At 40.2% G+C, this 22387-nt stretch carries 20 protein-coding genes; 2 read left to right on the top strand and 18 right to left on the bottom strand.

All coding sequences use genetic code 11. The features are described 5' to 3' along the window. Window positions 1-26: 26 nt before the first annotated feature. Together ABIL39_07510 and ABIL39_07505 are read right to left on the bottom strand one after the other, a co-directional pair. A complete protein-coding gene (locus tag ABIL39_07510) occupies window positions 27-854 on the bottom strand; it encodes a DUF6754 domain-containing protein (GenBank protein ID MEO0165966.1) in 828 nt (275 codons plus the stop codon). A gap of 33 nt (window positions 855-887) precedes the next feature. Then, window positions 888-2129 carry an SLBB domain-containing protein gene (locus ABIL39_07505; protein MEO0165965.1) on the bottom strand — a complete coding sequence of 414 codons (1242 nt, stop codon included), beginning with the start codon at window positions 2127-2129 and terminating at the stop codon, window positions 888-890. Between the two features lie 129 nt (window positions 2130-2258). Here ABIL39_07505 and ABIL39_07500 point away from each other — a divergent pair, with 129 nt between their 5' ends. Both ABIL39_07500 and ABIL39_07495 read left to right on the top strand, forming a co-directional pair. Next, window positions 2259-3017, top strand: coding sequence for a 4Fe-4S dicluster domain-containing protein (locus ABIL39_07500; protein MEO0165964.1), 759 nt, complete (start codon window positions 2259-2261; stop codon window positions 3015-3017). A 10-nt stretch (window positions 3018-3027) separates the two neighbouring features. Continuing rightward, window positions 3028-4686, top strand: coding sequence for an FAD-binding protein (locus ABIL39_07495; protein MEO0165963.1), 1659 nt, complete (start codon window positions 3028-3030; stop codon window positions 4684-4686). Window positions 4687-4719: 33 nt separating this feature from the next. Here ABIL39_07495 and ABIL39_07490 read toward each other — a convergent pair whose 3' ends face one another. The 16 genes from ABIL39_07490 to ABIL39_07415 form a co-directional block, all read right to left on the bottom strand. Beyond that, entirely contained in the window at window positions 4720-5967 is a 1248-nt protein-coding gene (locus ABIL39_07490) for a Glu/Leu/Phe/Val dehydrogenase (GenBank protein ID MEO0165962.1), read from the bottom strand. 68 nt (window positions 5968-6035) lie between these two features. After that, window positions 6036-7628 carry an FMN-binding glutamate synthase family protein gene (locus tag ABIL39_07485; protein MEO0165961.1) on the bottom strand — a complete coding sequence of 531 codons (1593 nt, stop codon included), beginning with the start codon at window positions 7626-7628 and terminating at the stop codon, window positions 6036-6038. A gap of 58 nt (window positions 7629-7686) precedes the next feature. Continuing rightward, the gene (locus tag ABIL39_07480; GenBank protein ID MEO0165960.1) at window positions 7687-8385 is read right to left on the bottom strand and encodes a 2Fe-2S iron-sulfur cluster-binding protein; all 699 of its coding nucleotides are present in this window, start codon (window positions 8383-8385) and stop codon (window positions 7687-7689) included. Continuing rightward, a complete protein-coding gene (gene nuoF, locus ABIL39_07475; GenBank protein ID MEO0165959.1) occupies window positions 8382-11459 on the bottom strand; it encodes an NADH-quinone oxidoreductase subunit NuoF in 3078 nt (1025 codons plus the stop codon). Before nuoF ends, ABIL39_07480 begins: the two co-directional genes overlap by 4 nt. A gap of 105 nt (window positions 11460-11564) precedes the next feature. Next, window positions 11565-11948, bottom strand: a complete 384-nt coding sequence (locus ABIL39_07470) for a (2Fe-2S) ferredoxin domain-containing protein (GenBank protein MEO0165958.1) — start codon at window positions 11946-11948, stop codon at window positions 11565-11567. A gap of 141 nt (window positions 11949-12089) precedes the next feature. Further along, a complete protein-coding gene (locus ABIL39_07465) occupies window positions 12090-12644 on the bottom strand; it encodes an ATP-binding protein (GenBank protein MEO0165957.1) in 555 nt (184 codons plus the stop codon). 23 nt (window positions 12645-12667) lie between these two features. Continuing rightward, on the bottom strand, window positions 12668-13432 hold the full coding sequence (locus tag ABIL39_07460) for a PHP domain-containing protein (GenBank protein MEO0165956.1): 765 nt from the start codon (window positions 13430-13432) through the stop codon (window positions 12668-12670). A 112-nt stretch (window positions 13433-13544) separates the two neighbouring features. After that, window positions 13545-13799, bottom strand: a complete 255-nt coding sequence (locus ABIL39_07455) for a hypothetical protein (protein ID MEO0165955.1) — start codon at window positions 13797-13799, stop codon at window positions 13545-13547. After that, window positions 13796-14128, bottom strand: a complete 333-nt coding sequence (locus tag ABIL39_07450; GenBank protein ID MEO0165954.1) for a DRTGG domain-containing protein — start codon at window positions 14126-14128, stop codon at window positions 13796-13798. Before ABIL39_07450 ends, ABIL39_07455 begins: the two co-directional genes overlap by 4 nt. A 3-nt stretch (window positions 14129-14131) precedes the next feature. Then, complete coding sequence (locus ABIL39_07445) at window positions 14132-15397, bottom strand: [Fe-Fe] hydrogenase large subunit C-terminal domain-containing protein (GenBank protein MEO0165953.1); 1266 nt, start codon at window positions 15395-15397, stop codon at window positions 14132-14134. After that, entirely contained in the window at window positions 15390-15833 is a 444-nt protein-coding gene (locus tag ABIL39_07440) for an ATP-binding protein (protein MEO0165952.1), read from the bottom strand. The genes ABIL39_07445 and ABIL39_07440 overlap by 8 nt, the downstream gene beginning before the upstream one ends. 3 nt (window positions 15834-15836) lie before the next feature. Continuing rightward, window positions 15837-16181 (bottom strand): transcriptional regulator, encoded by a 345-nt coding sequence (locus ABIL39_07435; protein MEO0165951.1) that lies wholly within the window; start codon window positions 16179-16181, stop codon window positions 15837-15839. A 3-nt stretch (window positions 16182-16184) separates the two neighbouring features. Further along, window positions 16185-16694: an NAD(P)H-dependent oxidoreductase subunit E gene (locus ABIL39_07430; protein ID MEO0165950.1), complete on the bottom strand. Its 510-nt coding sequence runs from the start codon at window positions 16692-16694 to the stop codon at window positions 16185-16187. 156 nt (window positions 16695-16850) lie between these two features. Then, window positions 16851-18125, bottom strand: coding sequence for a Glu/Leu/Phe/Val dehydrogenase (locus tag ABIL39_07425; GenBank protein MEO0165949.1), 1275 nt, complete (start codon window positions 18123-18125; stop codon window positions 16851-16853). A 249-nt stretch (window positions 18126-18374) separates the two neighbouring features. Further along, window positions 18375-19736, bottom strand: coding sequence for a sigma-54 dependent transcriptional regulator (locus ABIL39_07420; protein ID MEO0165948.1), 1362 nt, complete (start codon window positions 19734-19736; stop codon window positions 18375-18377). After that, window positions 19729-21942, bottom strand: a complete 2214-nt coding sequence (locus tag ABIL39_07415) for an ATP-binding protein (protein MEO0165947.1) — start codon at window positions 21940-21942, stop codon at window positions 19729-19731. The genes ABIL39_07420 and ABIL39_07415 overlap by 8 nt, the downstream gene beginning before the upstream one ends. Window positions 21943-22387 lie beyond the last annotated feature (445 nt).

Raw genomic sequence — 22387 nt, 5'->3', positions numbered from 1 at the left:
ATCAAGACCATGTAGAATCTGAAAAACTAACCAATATTAAAAAACGAAACGACTTTATTCCAGCCCAGGAGGGCAAGGAGAGAACTGATAAGTAGCACTCCAATGATAATCATTTTACCCCAATCCTGTCCTTTAAGCGAACCTAAAAGCAGAGGTTCACGGGAGAGGTAAGCACTCGCCGCATAAAGTTCCTCACCGATAAGGGTATAGTCACAGGCAACGATGAAGAAAGGTAATTGAAAAACGGAATCCGTGCCCGCAATCTGAATTGCCCCTGTTGTTGCACCCGTTTCAGCAAGGACCAATGATTCTGCCCAGAAATAACCGATGAAAAGATTGGTTGCCGGTTTATCTCTGACCATTGTCCCACATACAGCAGAAGTATACCCGAATTGATCATTGGTGAGGAAGTAGACGCTATCGGGATTAAAGGCATCAGGCCTACCAGCATCCAGATAAGCCTCTTTTACTACTTCGCGGGCAACCGTATAGACTACAGGGTCCCGATTGGGTACAAGAAGGGTTGTATTGTATTCAGCTGTTTTTTTGGCAACCTGAGAGAGGATGTTCATGGAAGCGATTGTAGAAATGACATCAATGGAAGCCAGACCCGGAACATATAGAATCGGTTTACCCATCTCTGTAGCCCGGCCGACAGCTTCATCTATCGCCTCAAGACCACTGATTTTTCGGATAAAAAGCGCTTTTCCTTTGCGCGCATGATAGATGAACCATAAAAGGAGTGCGCCATAAACAATCAACGCAACTAAGACATTAAAACGGTTCCAGTTGAAGATTTGCGGCACCACGATCCCCGTCGGTTCACTACCAAATAAAAAAAGGCTCAAGTCCATAAAATGCCCCCTTTTTGATGATAAAATTTTTTCTCATTTCGCTAAGGCCCTAAAGGTTAAATAATTTAGGAGTAAAGACGCAACGACTGAGCCAATTTCTACATAATCCTGCCAGAATTTGAAAATCTGGCGGGGCACGACGATTCTATCACCCTCTAAAATCACTGGATCTTTCTTGAGAGAAATTTTTTTACCTTTGCGGATAAGGTAAGCACTCGACATGCTTGCATCCGAAAGGGGCCCACCGGCAAGTCCGATATAATCACTCGCCTTTAAATTGGGCTGGAAAGGAAAGGCACCGGGGTTGACGACCTGTCCTTGAACATAGACCACGGTATTGAGAGTAGGGACGACGATGACATCGCCATCCTCTAAGTAGATATTTGCTTCTGACTCTTCATGCGTTAATATCTCATGGAGATTGATTCCAATCTTTTTTTCTCCCCGGAGAACATAGCAATTCTTTAAATCCGCCCACGGCGTTAATCCACCGGCTTTGCTTATTAAGTCTGATACCTTCTCACCGTCATTTAACTCATATAATCCCTCGCTTGTTCTTTCCATGGCTGCGGTGAGCTGGGACACCTTCAGTTCATAGCCCATCTTACCAAATACCGCGCCTTTCACGATTACTGATTTTTCCATTTTGGGAACATAAATCACATCACCATCTTGGACAAAGGGATTGTTTTCGGTATTCCCATAGCGTTCAAAGTTTTCCAGATTGACAATTTGAATTAATTTATTTTGTCGTTTCAACTGGATTTTTGTCCGCGTTCCTAATGGGGTGGTACCTCCAGCTCTCTTAATGACCTCAGAAATTCTATCAACTGGGGTAGCCAAGATGCTTCCTGGAAACTTCACTTCTCCCGCGACATAGACATAGAAAACCCGCATTCCAATCAAGGTTACATCTATATGAACATTACGGTAATAGCGCATAAAAACTTTTTCTAAGGAGTCCCGAACCAATTTTAGACTCAAACCGATGACGGGGACAACTTCTACTACTTCGTGCTGGAGAACGTACATTCCTTGGGGGGTTGGTGTTTGGGTTACTGGAATGTTAATCATTATCTTTCCTTCGTAAGTTATGCCGGTCTTGTAAGAATAAGGAACAGTTCCACTTACTGTGACCAGCAAAGTGTCTCCTGGCATGAGAATATAGTCTTCGGCAACAATCGGTTTACTCAAATGCTCAATAATTGAATAAGTCTGGGTTGAATCCAAGGTGTTTAAGAACATAAAAACAAGACCCCAGCACATCATTTCCATAGCGAATTATACTTAAATCCATGTTGAAGTCAACAGTTGACAGCGTTATTTTTTCGGATATACTTTGCAAAAAATAAAAACGAGATGTGATTATCATCAAATTTATAGGGATAGTAAGGAGGTTTAGCAATGGCTGAAGAAAGAAAGAATATTATGGACGAAATTGCCGAAGCAAATAAATCGGTCATCACGGGAATTGATGAAAAAGACATCCAACATTGGATCACAATTTCCATCATGGGGAAAAAGTATCGGGTTCCCGCAGGTTTGACGATAATGCAGGCAATGGAATTTGCCGGTTATCGTTTCATCCGCTCATGTGGTTGCCGCGCCGGGTTTTGTGGTGCCTGTACCACTGTCTACCGCGTGGAAGGCGATTATCGGTTAAAAACTGCCCTTGCCTGTCAAACCCGGGCTGAGAATGGGATGTATCTGGTTCAGATTCCTTTTACACCTGCTCAGCGCGCCAATTACGATATCAAACAGTTGACTCCGAGCATTGAGGCACTTTTGACGGTTTATCCAGAGATATTAAAATGTTTAGGGTGCAATACCTGTACCAAAGCCTGTCCCCAAGAGATTGATGTTATGGAATATATTGCCTGTGGAAAGAGGGGAGATATAGCACGAATGGCTGAAATATCATTTGACTGCATCCAATGTGGATTGTGTGCAATAAGATGTCCGGCTGAACTTGCGCAGTACAATTACGCCCAACTGGCACGCCGGCTTCACGGGAAATATCAACTTGCAATTCCCGAGCACCTCAAAAAGCGTCTGGAAGAGATAAAGCAGGGTAAGTTTGAAGCAGAATTGAAACGCTTGATGAGTGCCCCAGTTGAGGAATTGCGCAAACTATATGCTTCTCGGGATATCGAGAAGGAATAGGAGGTAGATCATGGCAGAATTAAGATTCATTGGCGGTTATCCAGAATATATGCGCAAACTCATTGAGGTTGTCAATAAAACCAGGCCCCAGCGAAAAGATTATACACCTAAACCGATGACCATGGAGGAACGGGAAGAAGTTTTAAAACTTTGCCACCCGGATTATGCCCCAGGTGGGAAAAGGCAGATATTATTTGGTCCTAACGCCGGTGACCTGGCACCGAATGAAGTTGTGGATTTATTGGAAGCTAATCCGCTGGTTGATCCTGATGAATTTGTGATCACGAATCCTGATTATACGGTAGAGCTTTTGATCATAGGAGGCGGTCTGGCTGGAACATCTGCTGCTTTGCTGGCTAACGACCATGGCGTAAAAGCCGAAGATATTTTACTGGTGAATAAACTACGGCACGGAGACTCCAATTCCATGATGGCTGAGGGAGGAACACAGGCTGCGGACCGGGAGAATGATTCGCCGGTGATTCATTACTTAGATACCATCGGTGGTGGACATTTTGCCAACAAGCCCGAAGTTGTGGAGGCATTGGTCACTGATGCACCGTTTGTTATGGAATGGCTCTGTCAACTGGGTGCCATGTTGGACCGAAATCCAGATGGAAGTTTTGTTGAAAAGGCATTCGGTGGAGGTTCAAGATTGCGGATGCATGCCTGCCGGGATTATACCGGTCTTGAGGAACTGAGAGTTTTACGGGATGAATTCCGCTGCCGGAATATCCCTTGTTTAGAATTTTATCCGGTGATTGAATTATTAACTGATGGAGATCGAGTGACGGGAGCGATTCTTTATAACCTTGAAACCGGCGAATATAAGATCGTTCAATCTAAGGCTGTAATTCTCGCCACCGGTGGATTCGGTCGGCTACATATCAGGGGATTTCCTACCACCAATCATTATGGCGCAACTGCTGATGGACTTGTTTTGGCATATCGGGTAGGAGCTAAGTTACGGGATACAGACACGGTACAATATCATCCCACCGGTGCCGCATATCCGCAGCAGATAATCGGACTTTTATTGACTGAGAAACTCCGCGGGATGGGTGCCCAGCCGGTGAATGTTGACGGGGAAGCATTCGTTTATCCCCTCGAACCCCGTGATGTGGAATCGGCAAGTTTCATAAGGGAATGTTATATCCGAGGCAAAGGCATTGTTACTCCTACGGGGATGAGGGGGGTTTGGCTTGATACCCCGATGATTGACTTAAAGAACGGACCTGGAACAATTGAAAAAGCATTCCCTGGTATGTTCCGGATGTTTAAGCGTTTCGATATTGATATGCGGAAAGATCCGGTGCTTGTATTCCCGACACTCCACTACCAAAACGGTGGCGTTGAAACCGACCCCTGGGGAAGGACAAATATTGAAGGGCTATGGGTGGCTGGGGAGGTATCAGGTGGTGTCCACGGTAAAAATCGATTGATGGGCAATTCAACCCTTGATTGTCTTGTATTCGGCCGGAGAGCGGGAATATCTACAGCTGAGTATTTGAAAACTAACCCCTCTTTCGGAAAGTTATCCCTCGAGCATTTAAAGAGATATAAAAAGATGTTAGCCGATGCAGGCATTAAGCCAACGCGAAAGGCTCCAATTCTCTTCCCTGATTATCGCGGTAAAGCAGTTTTAGCTCGGAAAATAGATATTTTCTAATTTAATCAATCTTAAATTAAAAAGCTTATTTCTTTACGGGAATATTCCTCGATATTTGTAAACCTCGACGATTCGCGTGAGTGCGACAATGTAAGCGGCAACACGCAGAGATACATTCATCCGCTTGGCGGTATCCCATACTTCATTAAAGGTTTTTACTAACTTATTTTCCAAACGTTCATTTACTTCTTTCTCTTCCCAATAGAGCCCGGATAAGGCCTGGACCCATTCAAAATGGCTTACAATAACACCACCGGAATTTGCTAATATATCAGGCACTACATAAATTCCTTTTTTCTCTAAGATATCATCAGCTTCTGGTGTAGTAGGCCCATTGGCACCTTCAATGATTGCTTGTGTTTTTATTTTTTCTGCATTGTCAACACGAATTTGATTCTCTAAGGCAGCGGGAATGAGGATATCGGCTTCTTGATAAAGAATTTCATCCCGCGGTACTTTTTTTCCTTTCTTATAGTACTCAAGCAGTTTGTATTTTTGAACACATTCCATGAGTTCTTCCACATCCAATCCATTTTCATCAATCACACCGGTAGAAGAGTCGGATACCCCAATAATTTTGGCACCTTCTTGGGCAAGAAAGTATCCTGCGTAACTTCCTACATTCCCAAATCCCTGAATTAAGACCTTAGCATTCCTCAAAGGTCTTCCGAGCTTTTTGAATAATTCCCGGGTGACGATGAAAACTCCCCGTCCTGTAGCTTCCCTTCTCCCTTTTGAACCACCTAAAACTTCTGGTTTACCTGTTACAACTGCAGGTTCAGTATGTCCGGTCATCATACTGAAGGTATCCATTATCCAAGCCATGGTCTTTGAAGTGGTAAAGACATCAGGGGCTGGGATGTCAATATGGGGTCCGAGAATTGGCATAATCTCTGCGGTATATCTTCTGGTAATTCTTTCAAGTTCTCGTTCAGATAGTTTCATTGGATCGCAGATGACTCCTCCTTTGGCACCGCCGTAAGGTAAATCAACGAGTGCACACTTCCAAGTCATCCAGGCCGCAAGAGCAATCACTTCATCTTCAGTCACATCCGGATGATAACGCACACCCCCTTTGGTAGGACCCCGTGCATCATTATACTGGCAACGGAAACCAGTAAAACATTGAATTGTACCATCATCCATTTGAACAGGAAAGATAACCTTCAAAACCCTTTTGGGACACATAAGAATTTTCAGTAAATGTTCGGGGAGATTCATGACTTTTGCGGCTTTTTCTAACTGCTGTCGAGCCATCTCCGCAACCGAAAATTTTTTCATCAGCTGCCTCCCTATTTTATTTTATCGAGGGTGGGGGAAAGTGAATCTTTCCCCACCCTCCAGATATTTTAGGTCGCTTTACCCTCAAGAATTTTTTCAGCTTCTTCTTTATCCAGCTCTGTTACATAAGGTATTCCGGATACTTCAGCTGCTTCACGGGTTAGGGCTGCGATGTCATTTCTTGTAATATATTCAAGAGAAAATTTTCTATTCCCACACATCAATTGTCTTAATCCTTGAGCAATTCTTTCAAGATAGGTATAGACTCCGATCGCACCGGTGGATAATTTTTCAAAATCTTTCCCTAATTCTTTTTTCAGCTTAGCAGCCGTAACGAATATTTCTTCTTTTTGATTTCCAAATCGTTCTACAAATACCGGGATTTCACCTTCTTCAATTTTTTTCCCGATTGTTTTACCAACCATAGCTGCACAGACAATAGAGCGTGCCATTCCAACCAATTTTACGTAAGGTGCTCCAAGTGCTAAGGCTTTGAAAATTTGATCTTCAAAGGCGATACCACCTGCGAAGGCAATTGCAGGGACATATTCGCCTTTTTTCGCCAGTTTATCAGCATAGAAATAAGTGAGAGAGTGGAGCTCTACCGGTGGCACACCCCATTCATTCATCATATGCCAAGGGCTCATACCTGTTCCACCGCCTGCTCCGTCAACAGTGAGAAGATCAATTTTGGCGATCGAAGCATACTTAACAGCGCGGGCCAAATCAGCCGGCCGGTAAGCACCTGTTTTCAGGAAAACATATTTAGCGCCCGCTTTGCGGAGCTCCTCGACTCTTTTTACAAATGACTCAAGTTCAACCATCCCAATACGAGAGTGCCTTTCGAATTCGGTGAATGTTCTTTTTTCAAATGCTTTTATCACATCGGGATCAAGAGGATCGGGGAGGACGATGTAACCTCGTTTTCTTAATTCTTGGGCTTTTTTCAAATCTTTGATTTTTACCTCACCGCCGATATCCTTGGCACCCTGTCCCCATTTTAGTTCTACTGCCTCCACACCAAGTTTTTCAATTGCATATTCCTGAACACCGAGCCTTGTATCTTCAACATTTGCCTGAACTACAATCGTACCGTAGCCATCTCTTTGCCATTGCTTATACGCCTTTACCCGGTATTCTAAGTCAGGTGCCCTTACAACTCTCCCATTTTTTATTTCCGTTTCCATATCCATTGCGGCAACATTTTCGCCGATTGTCATTATTATTCCCGAAATTGCTGCACCCACCGCAATTCCATCCCAATTATTTTTTGCTACATTAGTAGAACCGAGTCCGGGAACGACAATCGGCAACCTGACTTTGATACCCTTATCGTGTCCTATTCGTTGTTCTAAGTTTACATTAGGAAAGATTGCTTTATCCGGATCCGGTTCAATTCCATAAGCACCTACTGCTGAGCCCATGATGTTAAAATGAGAGTAATCGATTGGATAGTTTTTTTCTGAAGCAGCAGTGATTATTCCGAAGGGTTGTGGATAGAGAACTTCATGACCTCGGTATGCAGATTTACCAATCTCGCACATACCGATACAACCATCAACACAGGTAACGCACATTCCACTTAGAGGGACTATTGAGTCCTCAGTCCTATTTTTTGTTAAGGTTGCTGCTGAAGCATTTATTCTTGATAAAGAACCCATATTTGCTCTCCTTTCAATTTTGAGGATTTTTGGTTATTAAAAAATCTAATATTTGCATTTATTTCTTTTGTTTGATTTGGTCGGGACGCCCCTCACAGGTTCCACAATTTCCTGTTGTGGCCATCCAGCATTGATAATCATCATGGTTTTCAATGCAAGTTGGTTCAAGGGACAGACAGGCATTGCAGACATCAGTTGGGGGCTCTGGTCCCTGACATCTCAACTGACAGGCAGGGCAGATATAGATGCAACCACCACAGAGTCTGCAAACTTCTGACCGTATATCAAATGGGGTTGCAATTTTTTTCTTGTAACCCCGCTCGACTATTCCGATTGCACCTGCCTGCATCTGCTCTTTACACATTCTTACACAGAGACCACAGAGTATACAATCATCATTACGAACTTTAAAACGAACTTTACGGACATTGAATTTGGATGCGAGGTCCTGTATCGTCTTCGACTGTGGACAGATTGATAATAGCAGTTCAATCATCATCTTTCTTGCATTTATCACACGCTTTGTATTTGTTCTGACGACAAGCCCTTCTTCTACTGGATAGGTGCAGGAACTGACTAATTTAGCGTTATCTCCTTCACCGATTTCAACCAGACAGAGTCTGCAACCTCCATAAGGAGTAAGTCCTTCGTGGTAGCACAGGGTTGGAATTTCAATGCCATAAAATTTACATGCCTCTAAGATTGTAGAACCTTTTTCTATTTGTACTTCGAGCCCATTCAATCTGAAATTAATCATTGTTTACTCCTTTTTTCATCGGCTAATTTTACTTCAAGGTCACAACGCAGACATCTTTTTGCCTCTTTAATTGCGCTGGTTTTATCTAATCCGAGGTCAACTTCTTTGAAGTTTTTAACACGCTTTTTTACTTCTAATTTTCTCGTGCTCTGCCTCTTATTTTCAAAAATTTCTTTTTCGGTCAATTTGACAGGTTCAACATACACAGAAGGTCTCGTTACTCTGTAAGAGAATTCTATTTTTTCGCCTTTTATATACTTATCGATAGCCTCTGCTGCTTTTTTACCATCTGCCATTGCTTCAATTACTGAGCTTGGACCTCTTATTGCGTCACCACCAGCAAAAACACCAGGGATATTTGTAGCAAGTGTTTCAGGATCAACTTCAAATGTATTCCAGCTGGTTATATTGAATTTGTGTTCGGTGCCGAGGCAGGAAATATCGGGTTGTTCACTTATTGCCGGAATTAATGTATCAATATCAATCATGAATTCACTCCCCTTTATGGGTACTGGTCTTCGTCTGCCCGATTCATCAACCTCTCCCAATTTCATTCTTACACACTCCAGACCGACAACCCTGTTTTCTTTCTTTATTACTCTTAAAGGTGCAGTTAGATAATGTATATCAATACCCTCTTCAATTGCGCTTTCTATTTCTTCAGGATACGCCGGCATTTCTGCACGAGTTCTTCTGTAGAGAATCGTAACTTTTTCTACTCCAGGTAGTCTATTAGCAACCCTTGCTGCATCCACAGCGGAATTTCCACCACCTACGACTGCCACATTTCTGCCAATTTTCACTTTTTTCTTAAGATGGACATCAGTCAAAAATTCCATAGCAGGTATTACACCTTCGGTTTCTTCATTAGGTATTGCTAATTTTACACTTTTGTGCGCACCAATTGCGATGTATACTGCTTTGTACCCTTCTTTAAATAAATCATCAATTGAGAAGTCCCTACCTAATTTTTTATTCGTCTTTATTTCAACACCAGCGTCAATGATACGCTGGATATCATTCTGTAGGACATTTCTAGGCAATCTATATTCAGGAATACCAACTGCAAGCATACCCCCAATCACTGGGAGTGATTCAAAGATTGTTGGAGAGTAACCCTTTTGGGCAAGATGATAACCCGCCATCAAACCAGAAGGACCAGAACCAATAATTGCAATTTTTTCTCCGCTCGGTTTTGATCTTTTTGTCGGTTTTTTACCATTGCCATATTCCGCTGCAAATCTTTTTAAAGCCCTGATTGCAATAGGGTCACCGCCCTGACCAGCACGACATTTCGTCTCACAGGGATGATTACATACCCTGCCGCATACACTTAACAATGGGTTATCTTTCAGTATTATTTCGTAAGCCTTATCAAATTCACCTCGGGCAATATATCCTATATAGGCTGGGGCTTCGGTTCCAATAGGACAGGCATGTTGACAGGGAGAAGAGATAATGTTTTTGCATACTACTGCTGGACATCTTTTATATTTAATATGCGCAATATATTCGTCTTTAAAGTATCTAAGCGTGGATAAAACCGGATTCGCTGCAGTCTGACCAAGACCACACATAGAGGCATCTTTAACTGCGTATGCGAGTTCTTCAAGGACCTCAAGGTCTTCCATAGTTCCTTCACCATCAGTGATTTTACTAAGGATTTCCCACATTCTTTGTGTTCCCTCCCGACAGGAAAGACACTTACCGCAGGATTCATCCCTCAAGAAATTCATGAAATATTTTGCTACATCGACCATACAGGTATCTTCATCCATTACAATCATTCCACCAGAGCCCATCATTGAGCCAGCTTTTTTAAGACTTTCGTAATCAATAGGCAAATCAAGGAGTTTTTCTGGAATACAACCACCTGAAGGACCACCGGTCTGGACCGCCTTGAATTTTTTGTTCTTAGGAATCCCACCGCCGATTTCGTAGATTATGTCTTTTAATTTTATGCCCATCGGAACTTCTACAAGTCCGGTGTTGTTGATTTTACCCACGAGAGAGAATATCTTTGTTCCTTTGCTTGTTTCAGTTCCAATCTCAGCAAACCATTTTGCACCCTTTTCTATTATCTGTGGCACATTTGCCCAGGTTTCTACATTGTTGATAACCGTAGGTTTTCCCCAGAGTCCTTTTTGCACTGGATAGGGTGGACGCTGTCTTGGGACTCCAATTCTACCTTCTATTGCAGCAATAAGAGCAGTCTCTTCACCTGAGACAAATGCACCTGCACCTCTTGAGACTTCAATGTCAAAGTCAAAGCCAGTTCCTAATATATCCTTACCCAATAATCCATATTCCCTTGCCTGTTCGATTGCTATTTTTACTCGCTTTAGTGCCAATGGATACTCGGTGCGGACATATATGTAACCTTTCTTTGCGCCGATTGCCTTTGCACCAATTATCATTCCTTCAATTACTGCATGCGGGTCAGCCTCAAGAACGCTGCGGTCCATAAATGCACCAGGGTCACCTTCGTCACCGTTACAGATTATATATTTCTCATCGCCCGGCTGTTGTCGGCATCTCTCCCATTTTAGGCCGGTAGGAAACCCAGCACCCCCACGACCGCGTAGTCCTGATTCCTTAATTTCTTTAATAATTTCTTCAGGCGTCATCTTGGTGAGCGCTTTCTCAAGTGCCTTATAACCATCAAAAGCGATATAGTCCTCTATATTTTCTGGATCTATGCGACCCCGGTTGCGCAGGACTATTAACCTCTGTAGTTTGAAGAATCCAATATCGCTCATCTTCGGGATTGGTATTGCCTCGGCTGGTGGTGTATACAAAAGTCTTTTTGCTGGCCTTCCTTTTATCAGGTGTTCTTCCACTAAGTAAGGAACATCTTCTTTCTTCACTCTTTGATAGAATATTCCATCAGGCTGGACAACAACAACCGGACCGCGCTCACAAAATCCATTACATCCAGTAGAGATTACCGCAATTTCATCCTGCAGTTTCCTTTTGTTTATTTCTTTTATGAGCGCTTCTTTGATTTCGTAAGAACCTGCTGCCACGCAACCAGTTCCCGCACAGACCAGAAGGTGCATCCTATAGGTTTTCAAGAAAACCTCCTTCCTCAAAAGATGATCTAATGGTTAAGGTTAGGAAGATAGTTTAGTTCAGATATATCTTCTAGCACCTTAACCCTAACCCAATAACGATATATGTCAATGAGTTGTTTCACTTCCTACCGCAAGGGCGTATTCCTTAACGATATTGCCTTTCATTACATGTTCAGCGAATATTTTTTTAATTTTTTCAGGTGTAAGGTCAACATACTTAACTGGCGGCTTATCAATAAGTTCGACTGTTGCCATCGGTTCTCTACTGCACAGTCCAGCACAACCCGAAGTTGTCACAATAACATCGGTTACCTTTTTCTTTTCTATCTCCGACATAAGAGTTGTTAGAATATCCCGGGCGCCAGCAGCAATACCACAGGTTCCCATATGAACTGTTATCCTAGCCCTTGCTTTACCTTCTCTTAAAACCCTTGTTTTAGCGACTTTTTCTCTTATTTTTTCAAGGTCGCCGATTTTAAGTTTTTTCATACCTCACTCCTTTCATTGTTGCAGGGCAAGTTTTGCCCTACAGCAAACTCTATATTATTCAAAATGTAGGGCGAATCTTTGGGTCCGACAGTTTTATGATTTGCAAGGTTGTAACCTTGCCGTGTATTATAGTGATCATTATCATTCATATCCTACTCTTATCTTTTTAAACTCCGCTTTTAATTTATCTTTCAAAAATTTTAATACCAGAGGATTATTTATCGGAACTCCATCTAATGATTCTTTTATCTCCTTTGTATCAATCCTGAAACATACACTATCCTTACAATGTTCGTAGACAAAATCTATTTCATCCCCTTTGGTTCCAATAAGCGCAATAAGCGTATCACACATATTTCCAAGTGGTTTCCTATCAATATGATTGTATATCATTTTTGCATCCACAACCGTGCCTTTCCCTTTCTTGGATTTAATTTGAATGGTACCTTCGGCTTCTCTAACAGATTGGGCAAAAAGGGATAGACCTAAGCCTACTCTTCTGACAGTTTTTGTCGTATAGAATGGGTCAAGAACCTTTTTAAGCGTTCTTTTATCCATTCCTTTGCCATTGTCCTTTATTGTTATTTTAAGTAGATTCTTTTTGACATCTTCATCAATTAGGATTTCAATTTTCGTTGCCCCGGCGTCTATTGAGTTTTCAACAAGATCTAAGATATGGAGCGATAAATCTTGCATAGCATTACTCTATCGAAATCTCGTTATGCTTCATATCTTCTGCCTTTTTGCAACATAAATGCTGTTTTTATCTCAGTAAGCGTTGGTTCTTCAAGCAGAAAACTGGTTGTTGCTTTTCCTATGTCTTCAGGAAAATGCGCATCTGAACTGCGAATGATTGGAAATTTTTTTATTTCAGGAAATCGCTTGAGTGCATCATCAATCGTAATATTAGCGGAAATTTCTAAAGCATCTAAAGGTAAGTCTTCGGGTATGAACCCTAATTGCCCAATTAAGCTGAATCCTTCTCTATCAATGTGTGATGCGATTGCAATACCATTAAATCTATGGATTTGGTCAACAACTCCTTTTACGGTTAAAGTACTTGCCCCGATTAAAAATCTTTCACTATATCCTTCAACCTCATCATACTCATTAGCAATAATTTGCTCACCGAAGAGCTCGGGATTGTTCTTTTCTTCAGGCAATTTTTGATAAACAAGTGTCTGCAATTTCAAAACATCTTCTAATTTTCCAAACAAACCAATAATGTGGACTTCTTCTTTTGTGCAAACCTCCATGCCAGGAAGCACGGCTAAAGGAGATGAATGAGTCCTTTCCTTACCAATCAATTCTGCGGCATTTATTGCAGCCCTGACATTTTCGGCTGAATTATGATCGCAAATTCCTATGATATTGAGCCCCATTTCATAAGCCATTTTTACTATTCTTAATGGTGACATCGTCAAATCGCCGCAAGGGGAGAGGCAAGTATGGATGTGTAAATCTGCCCGAAACCATCTTAGCATTTTGTTTCAAATTCGAAATTCCAAGCGCAAAATACTAAACAATATTTAAATTTTAACTTTCCAGAATCGATTCTCACCATGCTTTTCTCTAAAATAGCACCAAATATTTTCATCAATTCACCTGTTTCAATAGTAGTTCTTTTTCTTCTTTAGTTTTAGCCAATTTTAACCAAGACCGACTTTCCTTACCTTCTTTTGTCATACAGAAAGCCTTTTTGCTCAATGATTCGTTTCCTTCTGTATAATCCGCACCAATTGGATCAGATGACATAACTAAGTCGTATTGTTCATTCTCCATGCGGTTGTAATATATAGTGATTTGTGAATTGGGAGTTTGTTTAGAATTCCGATTAATCTCGCTACTCATTTTAACATTCTATAAAGTCTTCCCGCTATTTCAAATCCTGATAACTCCGTGGTCATGATCGGAATCTTTTCCTGTTCTGCTTTTTTGATTGTTTCAGGTTCGGGTTTGCGGCCGGCAGGAATTATGATTCCAGCGATTTCTTTTAATACTGCAACTGCCACGATATTGGGATGAGTTTGTAGCGTAATCCAGATGTTGTTTTTTTTCGCATTTGCCATTACATCGCTGAGCATGTCACTTACATAGCCATCGCTCACCACGCGTTCAAGATTTTCTTCCGCACACAATACTTTTAAATTCAATTCTTTTATTATTTCAGTTAATTTCATAGGTTATTCTCCTAAGAAAACACATCTCCCGATTGTGAGGCCTTTTTCTCCTTTGACCAAATCCTCTGCAAATGACTCACAATCTGGGGCTCCACAGACACCACAGTTGATTCCGGGTAAATTCTTAAGGATACGTTCTTTCTTCTTAAGCTTTTTAATTGCTTCATTTTTATCCGGATCCAAAGGGGGAAATGGCTTGGGTTGGATATTCCGTTCGAATGAAAAGAAATTTTTGTCGTATAATTGTTTCACATAAGAGATGTCAATACGATTTTTCCTCCCAAATTTTCTTATTAACTTTAAGATATGGCTTTTGGCAAGGAAACGATTTTCTACTGTGAGTGGTCCGCCAATGCAGCCATCTGGACAAATTAGGCATTCAAGATATTCAATATTTTTTATTTTTCCAGACTCTACGTCACTAAGTATTCTTATTGTATCGTGAACACCCGAGACCGAAACTGAAGCGTCTTGCTTTATTCCTCTTATCTCACCACCCGAGATCGCCCAACCGATTCCAATACCACTCGCTTGACTCTGGGTTTGGAGGATGAAGTTATGTTCTTCTTTTTTGAGTTGTGCCATCAATTGATTGTATATTTCTTTGATGGAGATTGCCCCATCAAGGTAGGATTTTTCCATTGTTTCCGGTTTATTTATAGATACCATTTTGGCTGGACAGGAAGTGATGTGGAAAATACCGATATCTTGTTCAGAAATTTTGTGTTCTTTTGAAAGTTCCTTTTTTAAATTTTTCGCGGCAATTTCTCTGGGGGGTTCCATGCGAATTATCAATGAAACAAGACTTGGGAATAGCCGTTGTATTAAACGCACGACAACCGGACAGGTTGAAGATATTATAGGTCTGGGAGATTTGTTTCTTTCAAGATATTCTTCAATTGCAATGGAAATCATTTCACAGGCGAGTGACTCGTCGTAGACATAATCAAAGCCAATCGCTTTCAGGGCATTGAGAATTTGATCGGGCATTATATTGCTACCGAATTGTGAATAAAGGACAGGAGAAGGGAGCGCCACTTTAATTTTGAAACGGGTGATATCTGATGTTTTGGTGGTAAGGGGTGTAATTGCACCATAAGGGCAGGCACGATAGCATTCTCCACAATCGATGCATCTCTCGGCATTTACGGCGGCTTTCTTTTCTTTTATCCTTATCGCCTTTGTCGGACAAACCTTCATGCAGACGACACATCCGATGCATTTCTTCTCATCAACTTTAATAGAGTGATAGGGAATTGGGTCAGACATTTTTGTTATTCAAATTGATGACTATTTGAAGATTTGTCCCCTTGCCTACCGTTGAGTTGATATTGAATATGTCAGCATTTTTTTGGATGTTAGGCAATCCCATCCCTGCGCCAAACCCCATTTCGCGCATCTCGGGTGTTGCTGTTGAATAACCTGGTTGCATTGCAAGTTCGATATCAGGAATTCCTGGTCCTTCATCCTCAACCTTTATTACGATACGGTGAGGAGTAAGGATAAGTTTCATTTTTCCTTTTTTCGCATACATTACAACATTCATTTCTGCCTCATACGAGGCGATTGCGACCCTACGCATAATCTCTGCATCAATTCCAATCTCTTTTAGAATATTTTTTATTCTACAAGAAGCCATGCCACCGTTTATAAAATCGCCACCAGTGATTTCAAATTCTTCAGAGAGTATTGTTTCCTGTTCCATACTTTACTTTGCGGTCTTTAAGCCTTTTGAATAAAGAATTCCACAGGCTTCGAACATTGAATATTCACAGGTGAGTAAGGGAATGTTGCATTCTTCTGCAAGTTTAATCGTCTCTATAGGCGGTGATTTGCCACGGACGAATATGATTGCCTTTATTCCCGCAATTTCACATGTTCTTACTGCCTGATTATTTGCCAATCCAGTTAAAAGTAGCTCAGCCGAAGCATTAGCATGCAAGACATCGCTCATGAGATCTGAGGCAATTATCGAGTTTACTTCTATATCTATTGAAATATGGTTTGTAATTTCCTTGGCTTGAAGTATTGCTTTAATCTTGATTAGATTCATCAATTATTTCTTACTTTTCTTTGGTTTTTGTGCTGCGGATTTCGGTTTCGCTTTGGGTTTTAATTCTTCTAAAATTTTATCTGCTTTCTGGAGTGTGGTTTGTGCATTATATTTTCCGTCAACTACCACCACCGGGGCGAGTGCGCAACATCCTAAGCAGTTTACGGTTTCCAAGGAGACATGATGATCAGGTGTGGTCTGACCAGCGGTTATTCCTAATTTTTCTTCAAATCTATTAAGCACGGCCGGCGCGCCTCTCACATGACAGGCAGTTCCCATGCAAACAGTTATATTATGTTTTCCTGGTTCCACAAGTTTGAAAGCCCGGTAGAATGTAGCGACGCTATAGACATCTATAAGCGGAATACAAAGTTTTTCCGATACAAACCTCAATGCCTCCTGGGGTAGCCAGTTATATTTCTCCTGAATGTCTTGTAAAATTGCGATTAACGCATTCTTTTTATAGTCATATTTCTTAAGGATATTATTTATATCTTTTAAGTTTAAGTCCATTATTGTGCTCCTTTTTGAATGGCTTATTATATGCAAATTTTAAGAAAAGTCAATGACTTTAACAAGATTGGACATCTATTGCAAAATGCAAGAATGCTTTTTGCAAAATTTAAAGCCCGACCAATCAAGGTCGGGCTTTATAATAAAAGTTAGTTTTTAGTTTCTACCCACTCTCCCAAGTAATCTTGCCGCTTCTGCGACCCTCTGAACCGCAAGGATATATGCCGCATGCCTCATATTAGTTTTATACTTTTCTGCAATTCTTACAACATCCCAGAAGGACTGTTGCATCATATGCCAGCACTTATTCTTAACTTCTTCCTCATCATAGAAAACTCTCTGGATATCCTGGACCCATTCAAGATAGGAGACGGTTACACCACCGGCATTGGCGAGAATGTCGGGGATGATGAAGACTTTCTTATCGGTGAGAATATCGGTTGCTTCATTGGTTGTGGGACCATTTGCACCTTCACAAATTATCTTTGCTTTTATCTTGTGGGCATTGTCTTCATTTATCATTCCCTCTACCGCGCAGGGCAGCAATATATCAGTATCCAGTTCCAGTAATTCATCATTAGTGATTTCGTCATATTTATTAAATCCTTTTACTGTCTTGGTGTGACTCACATATTGGTCAAGGGCTTTGATGTCTATTCCATTTTTGTTATAGATTCCGCCGTAGATATCAGTTATAGCAATGATTTTGCAACCATAGTCATACAACAATCTTGCGATAGATGAACCAACATTCCCGTATCCAATTATTGTGACCCTTTTTCCTTCAAGGGGAATTTCCAGATATTTGGATGTCTCAAGAAGGGTATAGTACATTCCTAAACCAGTGGCGCTTGAACGTCCTTTTGAACCGCCGATTGCGATGGGTTTCCCGGTGACTACTGCAGGTTCAAAATAACCAACATATCTGCTGTAGGCATCGCATATCCATGCCATAGTTTGGGGATTGGTCCAGACATCAGGTGCTGGGATATCCTTTTGTGGACCAATGATTTCCTTTATTGCGTAAGTATATTCCTTGGTTAGTCTTTCAAGTTCTGATTCCGACATTTCAGGTGGGTTGCAGATCACCGCGCCCTTGGCACCACCCAGTGGGAGATTTAAAACTGCGCATTTCCAGGTCATCCAGGCAGCTAGGGCTTTGCATTCCTCTAATGAAGCATCTGGACTATACCTTATACCGCCTTTTCCCGGACCACGGATAGTTGAATGCTGAACCCTAAATCCGGTAAATGTTTCAACTTTACCATTATCTCGCGTTATTGTAATATGGACTGTTAACTCCTTTTCTGGATATTTGAGCCGGTTATAAATCCAGGGCTCAAGATCCAGCACGCTTGCTGCCTTCTCATACTGATAGGTAGCTTCAATAAATGGGTCATATTTCTTGGTTAATTTTTTGTTGTTGTTCATTGAAACCTCCTTTGCACCCATTTAATATGCAAAACTCGTGCCAGGTTTTTGCATTGAAATTTCAAGGATTTCATGTAGTAGCTATTGCAAAATGCAAAACTTTATCGCATTTTGCAAGTATTATTAGGCTAAAAACAGCGTTTTAAATACCCCTTTAAAATAAAAAAGTCCTCTTTTCAAGGATATCGGGATTTTATTTTCATATTTGGTGAGGCAAATTTTCATCCAGGGTGATTTTTAGTCTTCGCTTTACATATCTTTTAATTTCCTCAGGAGTGAAGTGAGATGGATACCAAGAATTTTTGCAGCTTTTGATTTGTTCCCGCCCGTGAATTTCAAAACTTCCTTTATATACTCTTTTTCCAGTTCTTCGAGGGTGAGGAACTTATTTTGCATAGTCGTTTCTTTTATTGAAGGGATTTCGGTTAATATGGAATTCTTTTTTAATTCGTTTGGAATATGTTCTAATTTTATTTCTTCGGCAGGATGCAAAGCCATAATTCTCTCTACCACATTACGTAATTCCCTGATATTCCCAGGCCAGTCGTATTCTATGAATACTTTTGCTGCGGACTCAGATATGCCTTTATAAGAACGGTGTAATTCCTGATTGAATTCCTTAATAAAATTTAATACTAAAGGAATAATATCGTCTTTTCTCTCCCGGAGCGGTGGTATATGAATTGGAACAACATTCAGGCGGTAAAACAGGTCCTCCCGGAAGGTCTTTTCTTCAATCGCTTTTCTTAGGTCCTTATTCGTTGCCGCAATTATTCTAATATCTACTTTTATAGGAGTTGTCCCGCCGAGTCTTACGAAGGTTTGTTCTTCAAGGACCTTTAAGATCTTTGCCTGGATAGGAAAGGGCATATCTGCGATTTCATCAAGGAAGACTGTCCCTTTGTCTGCTTTTTCTAAGATGCCTATTTTCCTGCGTTTCGCATCTGTGAATGCCCCTGGTTCATAACCGAATAGTTCGCTTTCCAATAAGTTTTCCGGTATTGCGGCACAGTTGATTTCCATAAATTCTTTTTCCGCCCTCGGACTATTATAGTGAATTGCTCTCGCCAGCAATCCTTTTCCTACACCGCTTTCGCCGGTTATCAAGACTGTAGTTTTATCAAGAATTGCCACCCGTTCTGCGATCTTTAAAACTTCGGCCATTTTTTTACTTTGTGCAACGATCTTACTAAAATAGTATTTGCCTTTTTCTGTTTCAATTGTTTCAGAAATCCTCAATCGTAACCTTTGTAATTCAAGGGCCCTTTTTATATTTGATTTTAAGTCAGTAATCCGAAAAGGTTTTAGCAAATAATCATAAGCACCCAATTTTATCGCTTGAACTGCCTTTTCAATTATTTCATATGCGGTTATCATTATCACAATCGTATTTTCATCTATTTCTTTTATTCTCTTTAAGACTTCAATACCATCAATTCCTGGCAGCATTAAGTCAACAAGGACTAAATTGGGGTAATGTTCTTGGAATATCTTTAAGCCAGTTTCACCTGTGTCGGCAAGAAATACTTCATAACCATCTTTTTCCAGTGCCCTTTTGAGGTTATTAAGTGTCAAAACTTCGTCATCAATGATGAGAATCGATTCACTCATCAATTACCTCACTTATTATTCTCCCCTCCTGTCTGATAGGGAGTATTATTTTAACTTCGGTTCCTTTGCCTACTTCACTATTAATAATTATATCACCATTATGATTTTTCACATAGGTCAAACTGATACTCAGTCCTAATCCGGTCCCTTTGCCCTTTTTAGTTGTGAAAAATGGTTCAAATATACGCTTTAAATTTTCGGTGGGGATACCGATACCAGTATCGTTGATTTTTATTTCAACAAAGTCTTCAAATTTAATTTTATTTGTGCTAATCGTGATTGTTCCTTTATCTTCAATTGCTTGTGCCGCATTCAAAAGAATATTGACAAGAACCTGTCTTATTTGGTTGGCATCTGCAGTAATTGGAGGCAGTGCATCCGCAAGTTCTTTTTGAATTTTAATCTTTTTAAATAACGGTTGATGGTGAAGGAAAGAGATGGTTTCTTTGATTAACTCGTTCAAATTGACTTTTGTAAACTTTGGTGGTGCCGGTCGGGCGAAGTTCAAAAGTCCCCTTACGGTTTCTGAGATACGGTAGGCATTTTCCAGAACTTCTTTTGCCCTTGCTTTCTTTTCCACATCATCTTCTTCTTCTATAAGCATTTCAAGGAAAGAGGTGATCCCAAGTAAAGGATTATTTATCTCGTGGGCTGCCCCGAGAGCTAACTGACTTAATGCCGAAAGTTTCTCATAATCTGCCATCTGCGTCCGCATATTTTCATAGGTGGTGACGTCATTAATCAAGAGAGTTACGGAATGTACACCTTCACCTGATTCAACCGGGAATCCAGAAATATTTAAAATATACTTATTCCCTTCAATCTCTATTGATTTTTTTTCAATGCTAAATGGGATATTTTTCGTAAATACCTCTTCTATTTTATTTTTGATTTCTGCATCCATGAATAGGGGAGAGGTTTCAAAAAGATTTATATTTTCGATACATTTATTAATTTTAAGAAAATTTTTAGCGAAATTGTTGCAATAGGTTATCGTATAATTTTTGTCAATAGCAAGCATTACGCTTGAAATACTGTTAGTTATACTTTTAATATAATGCTCAGAGGCACTTAATTTTTTGCTTAAGTTCTCACATTCTTTCAATCTTTTACGCAGCTCTAAATTTATCTTATCAATGATTGATTTTTTGTTGCTTATGTCATCAAAGGCAGATTTCAGGTTAGATGTCAATGATCTCAATAGATGTGTTGTTTGGTTTGAGAAAAAAATGGCGGAAAAAAATAGAAATGTACCAAACATTACAAAGATCACCAGAATAATCTTTTTTAATGAATTTACCGGTGCCAGTGCTTCTTTTATATCAATTTCTGAGACCAGATACCAGGATGGTTTATTGAATCTTCTAAAAGCGCATATAACTTCCTCACCACGATAATCCCGATGGGAGACCACGCCTCCCACACCTTGATGAGGGTTGGTTTCTTTCTGAAAATATGCCGTCTGCTTAAGAACTTCGCCGCCCAACTTTGATGGAGAGAGAAATTTTCCCTGTTCATCAACGAGGAAGATTTCGCTTGTTTTACCGATTCTCAGATCGAGTATCAGGTTATAAAATTTTGTCAGATTAACCGAAACGAAAAGAACGCCGATTGTTGTACCGGATTGACTTAAAAGTGGCGCAGAAATTACCATCGCGTTCCGACTAAGAACATCAGAGTAAAAAATACTACTATTGTATATTTCACCAGCCAACGCCTTTTTAAAATATTCCCGCTCGGCTATATTTGCTTTGATTGGTGCTGTTGAAAAAATTATTTCACCTTGGGTATTGGCAATCCCAACGAAATCGAACCATTCATTATTTTTCATAAACTGAATAAAGATATTATTTTTTTTCTTAATTTCATTAATATTGGATATATCAAAACGATTAATAGATAGAAGATTTTTCTCTCGTTCTTCAAGGAATGATTTTATTATTCTTGTATTGACCTCAACCGAATAATCCAAACTGGTTTTGATATGTTTTTCAAAGTTTGCTGATACTTCATAATTTATAATATAGAAAAGTATGACAAAAGGGGTAAAAAAAAGGAGCAGGGTGACCAAAACATTCCTTCTCCAAAGTCCCTTATAAATATCTTTATAAAAAAGATGTCCACAATGGCCACACTGCGTAGCATAAATGGGATTTTCTTTTCTACATTTTTCACAGATTATCAAATCTTTTTTTAATTTATTCATCAAATTAAGTCTAATTAAAAATTCTGTCAAGTCAAGGGCGCAAAACGTAAAGGGACCTTGTTATCACTGAAAAAAATACTTGAAATAATAGGCCTCCCGGCTAATATTAAAGGGTTAACAAAACTTACTAAATACAGGGAGGCCTTATGGAAATAAATAGACTAAATTATTATCATCGTTGCTTTAAGGAAAATCAAGGAGTAAATTGTACTCTTAAGATATCTAAGAATGTGAGAGTGCAAAATTGCAGGATAGATATAGTCCTCAGGTAGTGAAGAAAAGTTTAAGAAGCTGCGGCTTGAAAAAATCCTTAAAAATGCGCATTCGAATCCGCCAGAGGTAATGAAATATTTGCCTGTCCTTTGAAAGGCGTTTATAATGCATTTAATAAAGCGATAGAGCCATTTTTAAAAATCATCCTGGAGGTGGAAAATGGTTAGTTTAG

It is taken from the genome of candidate division WOR-3 bacterium, assembly GCA_039802205.1.
Taxonomy (GTDB): Bacteria; Hydrothermota; Tepidihabitantia; order SM23-42; family JAOAFX01; genus JAOAFX01.
The sequence above is the reverse complement of the archived record's forward strand: the minus strand, read 5'-3'. Positions and strand labels throughout refer to the sequence as shown.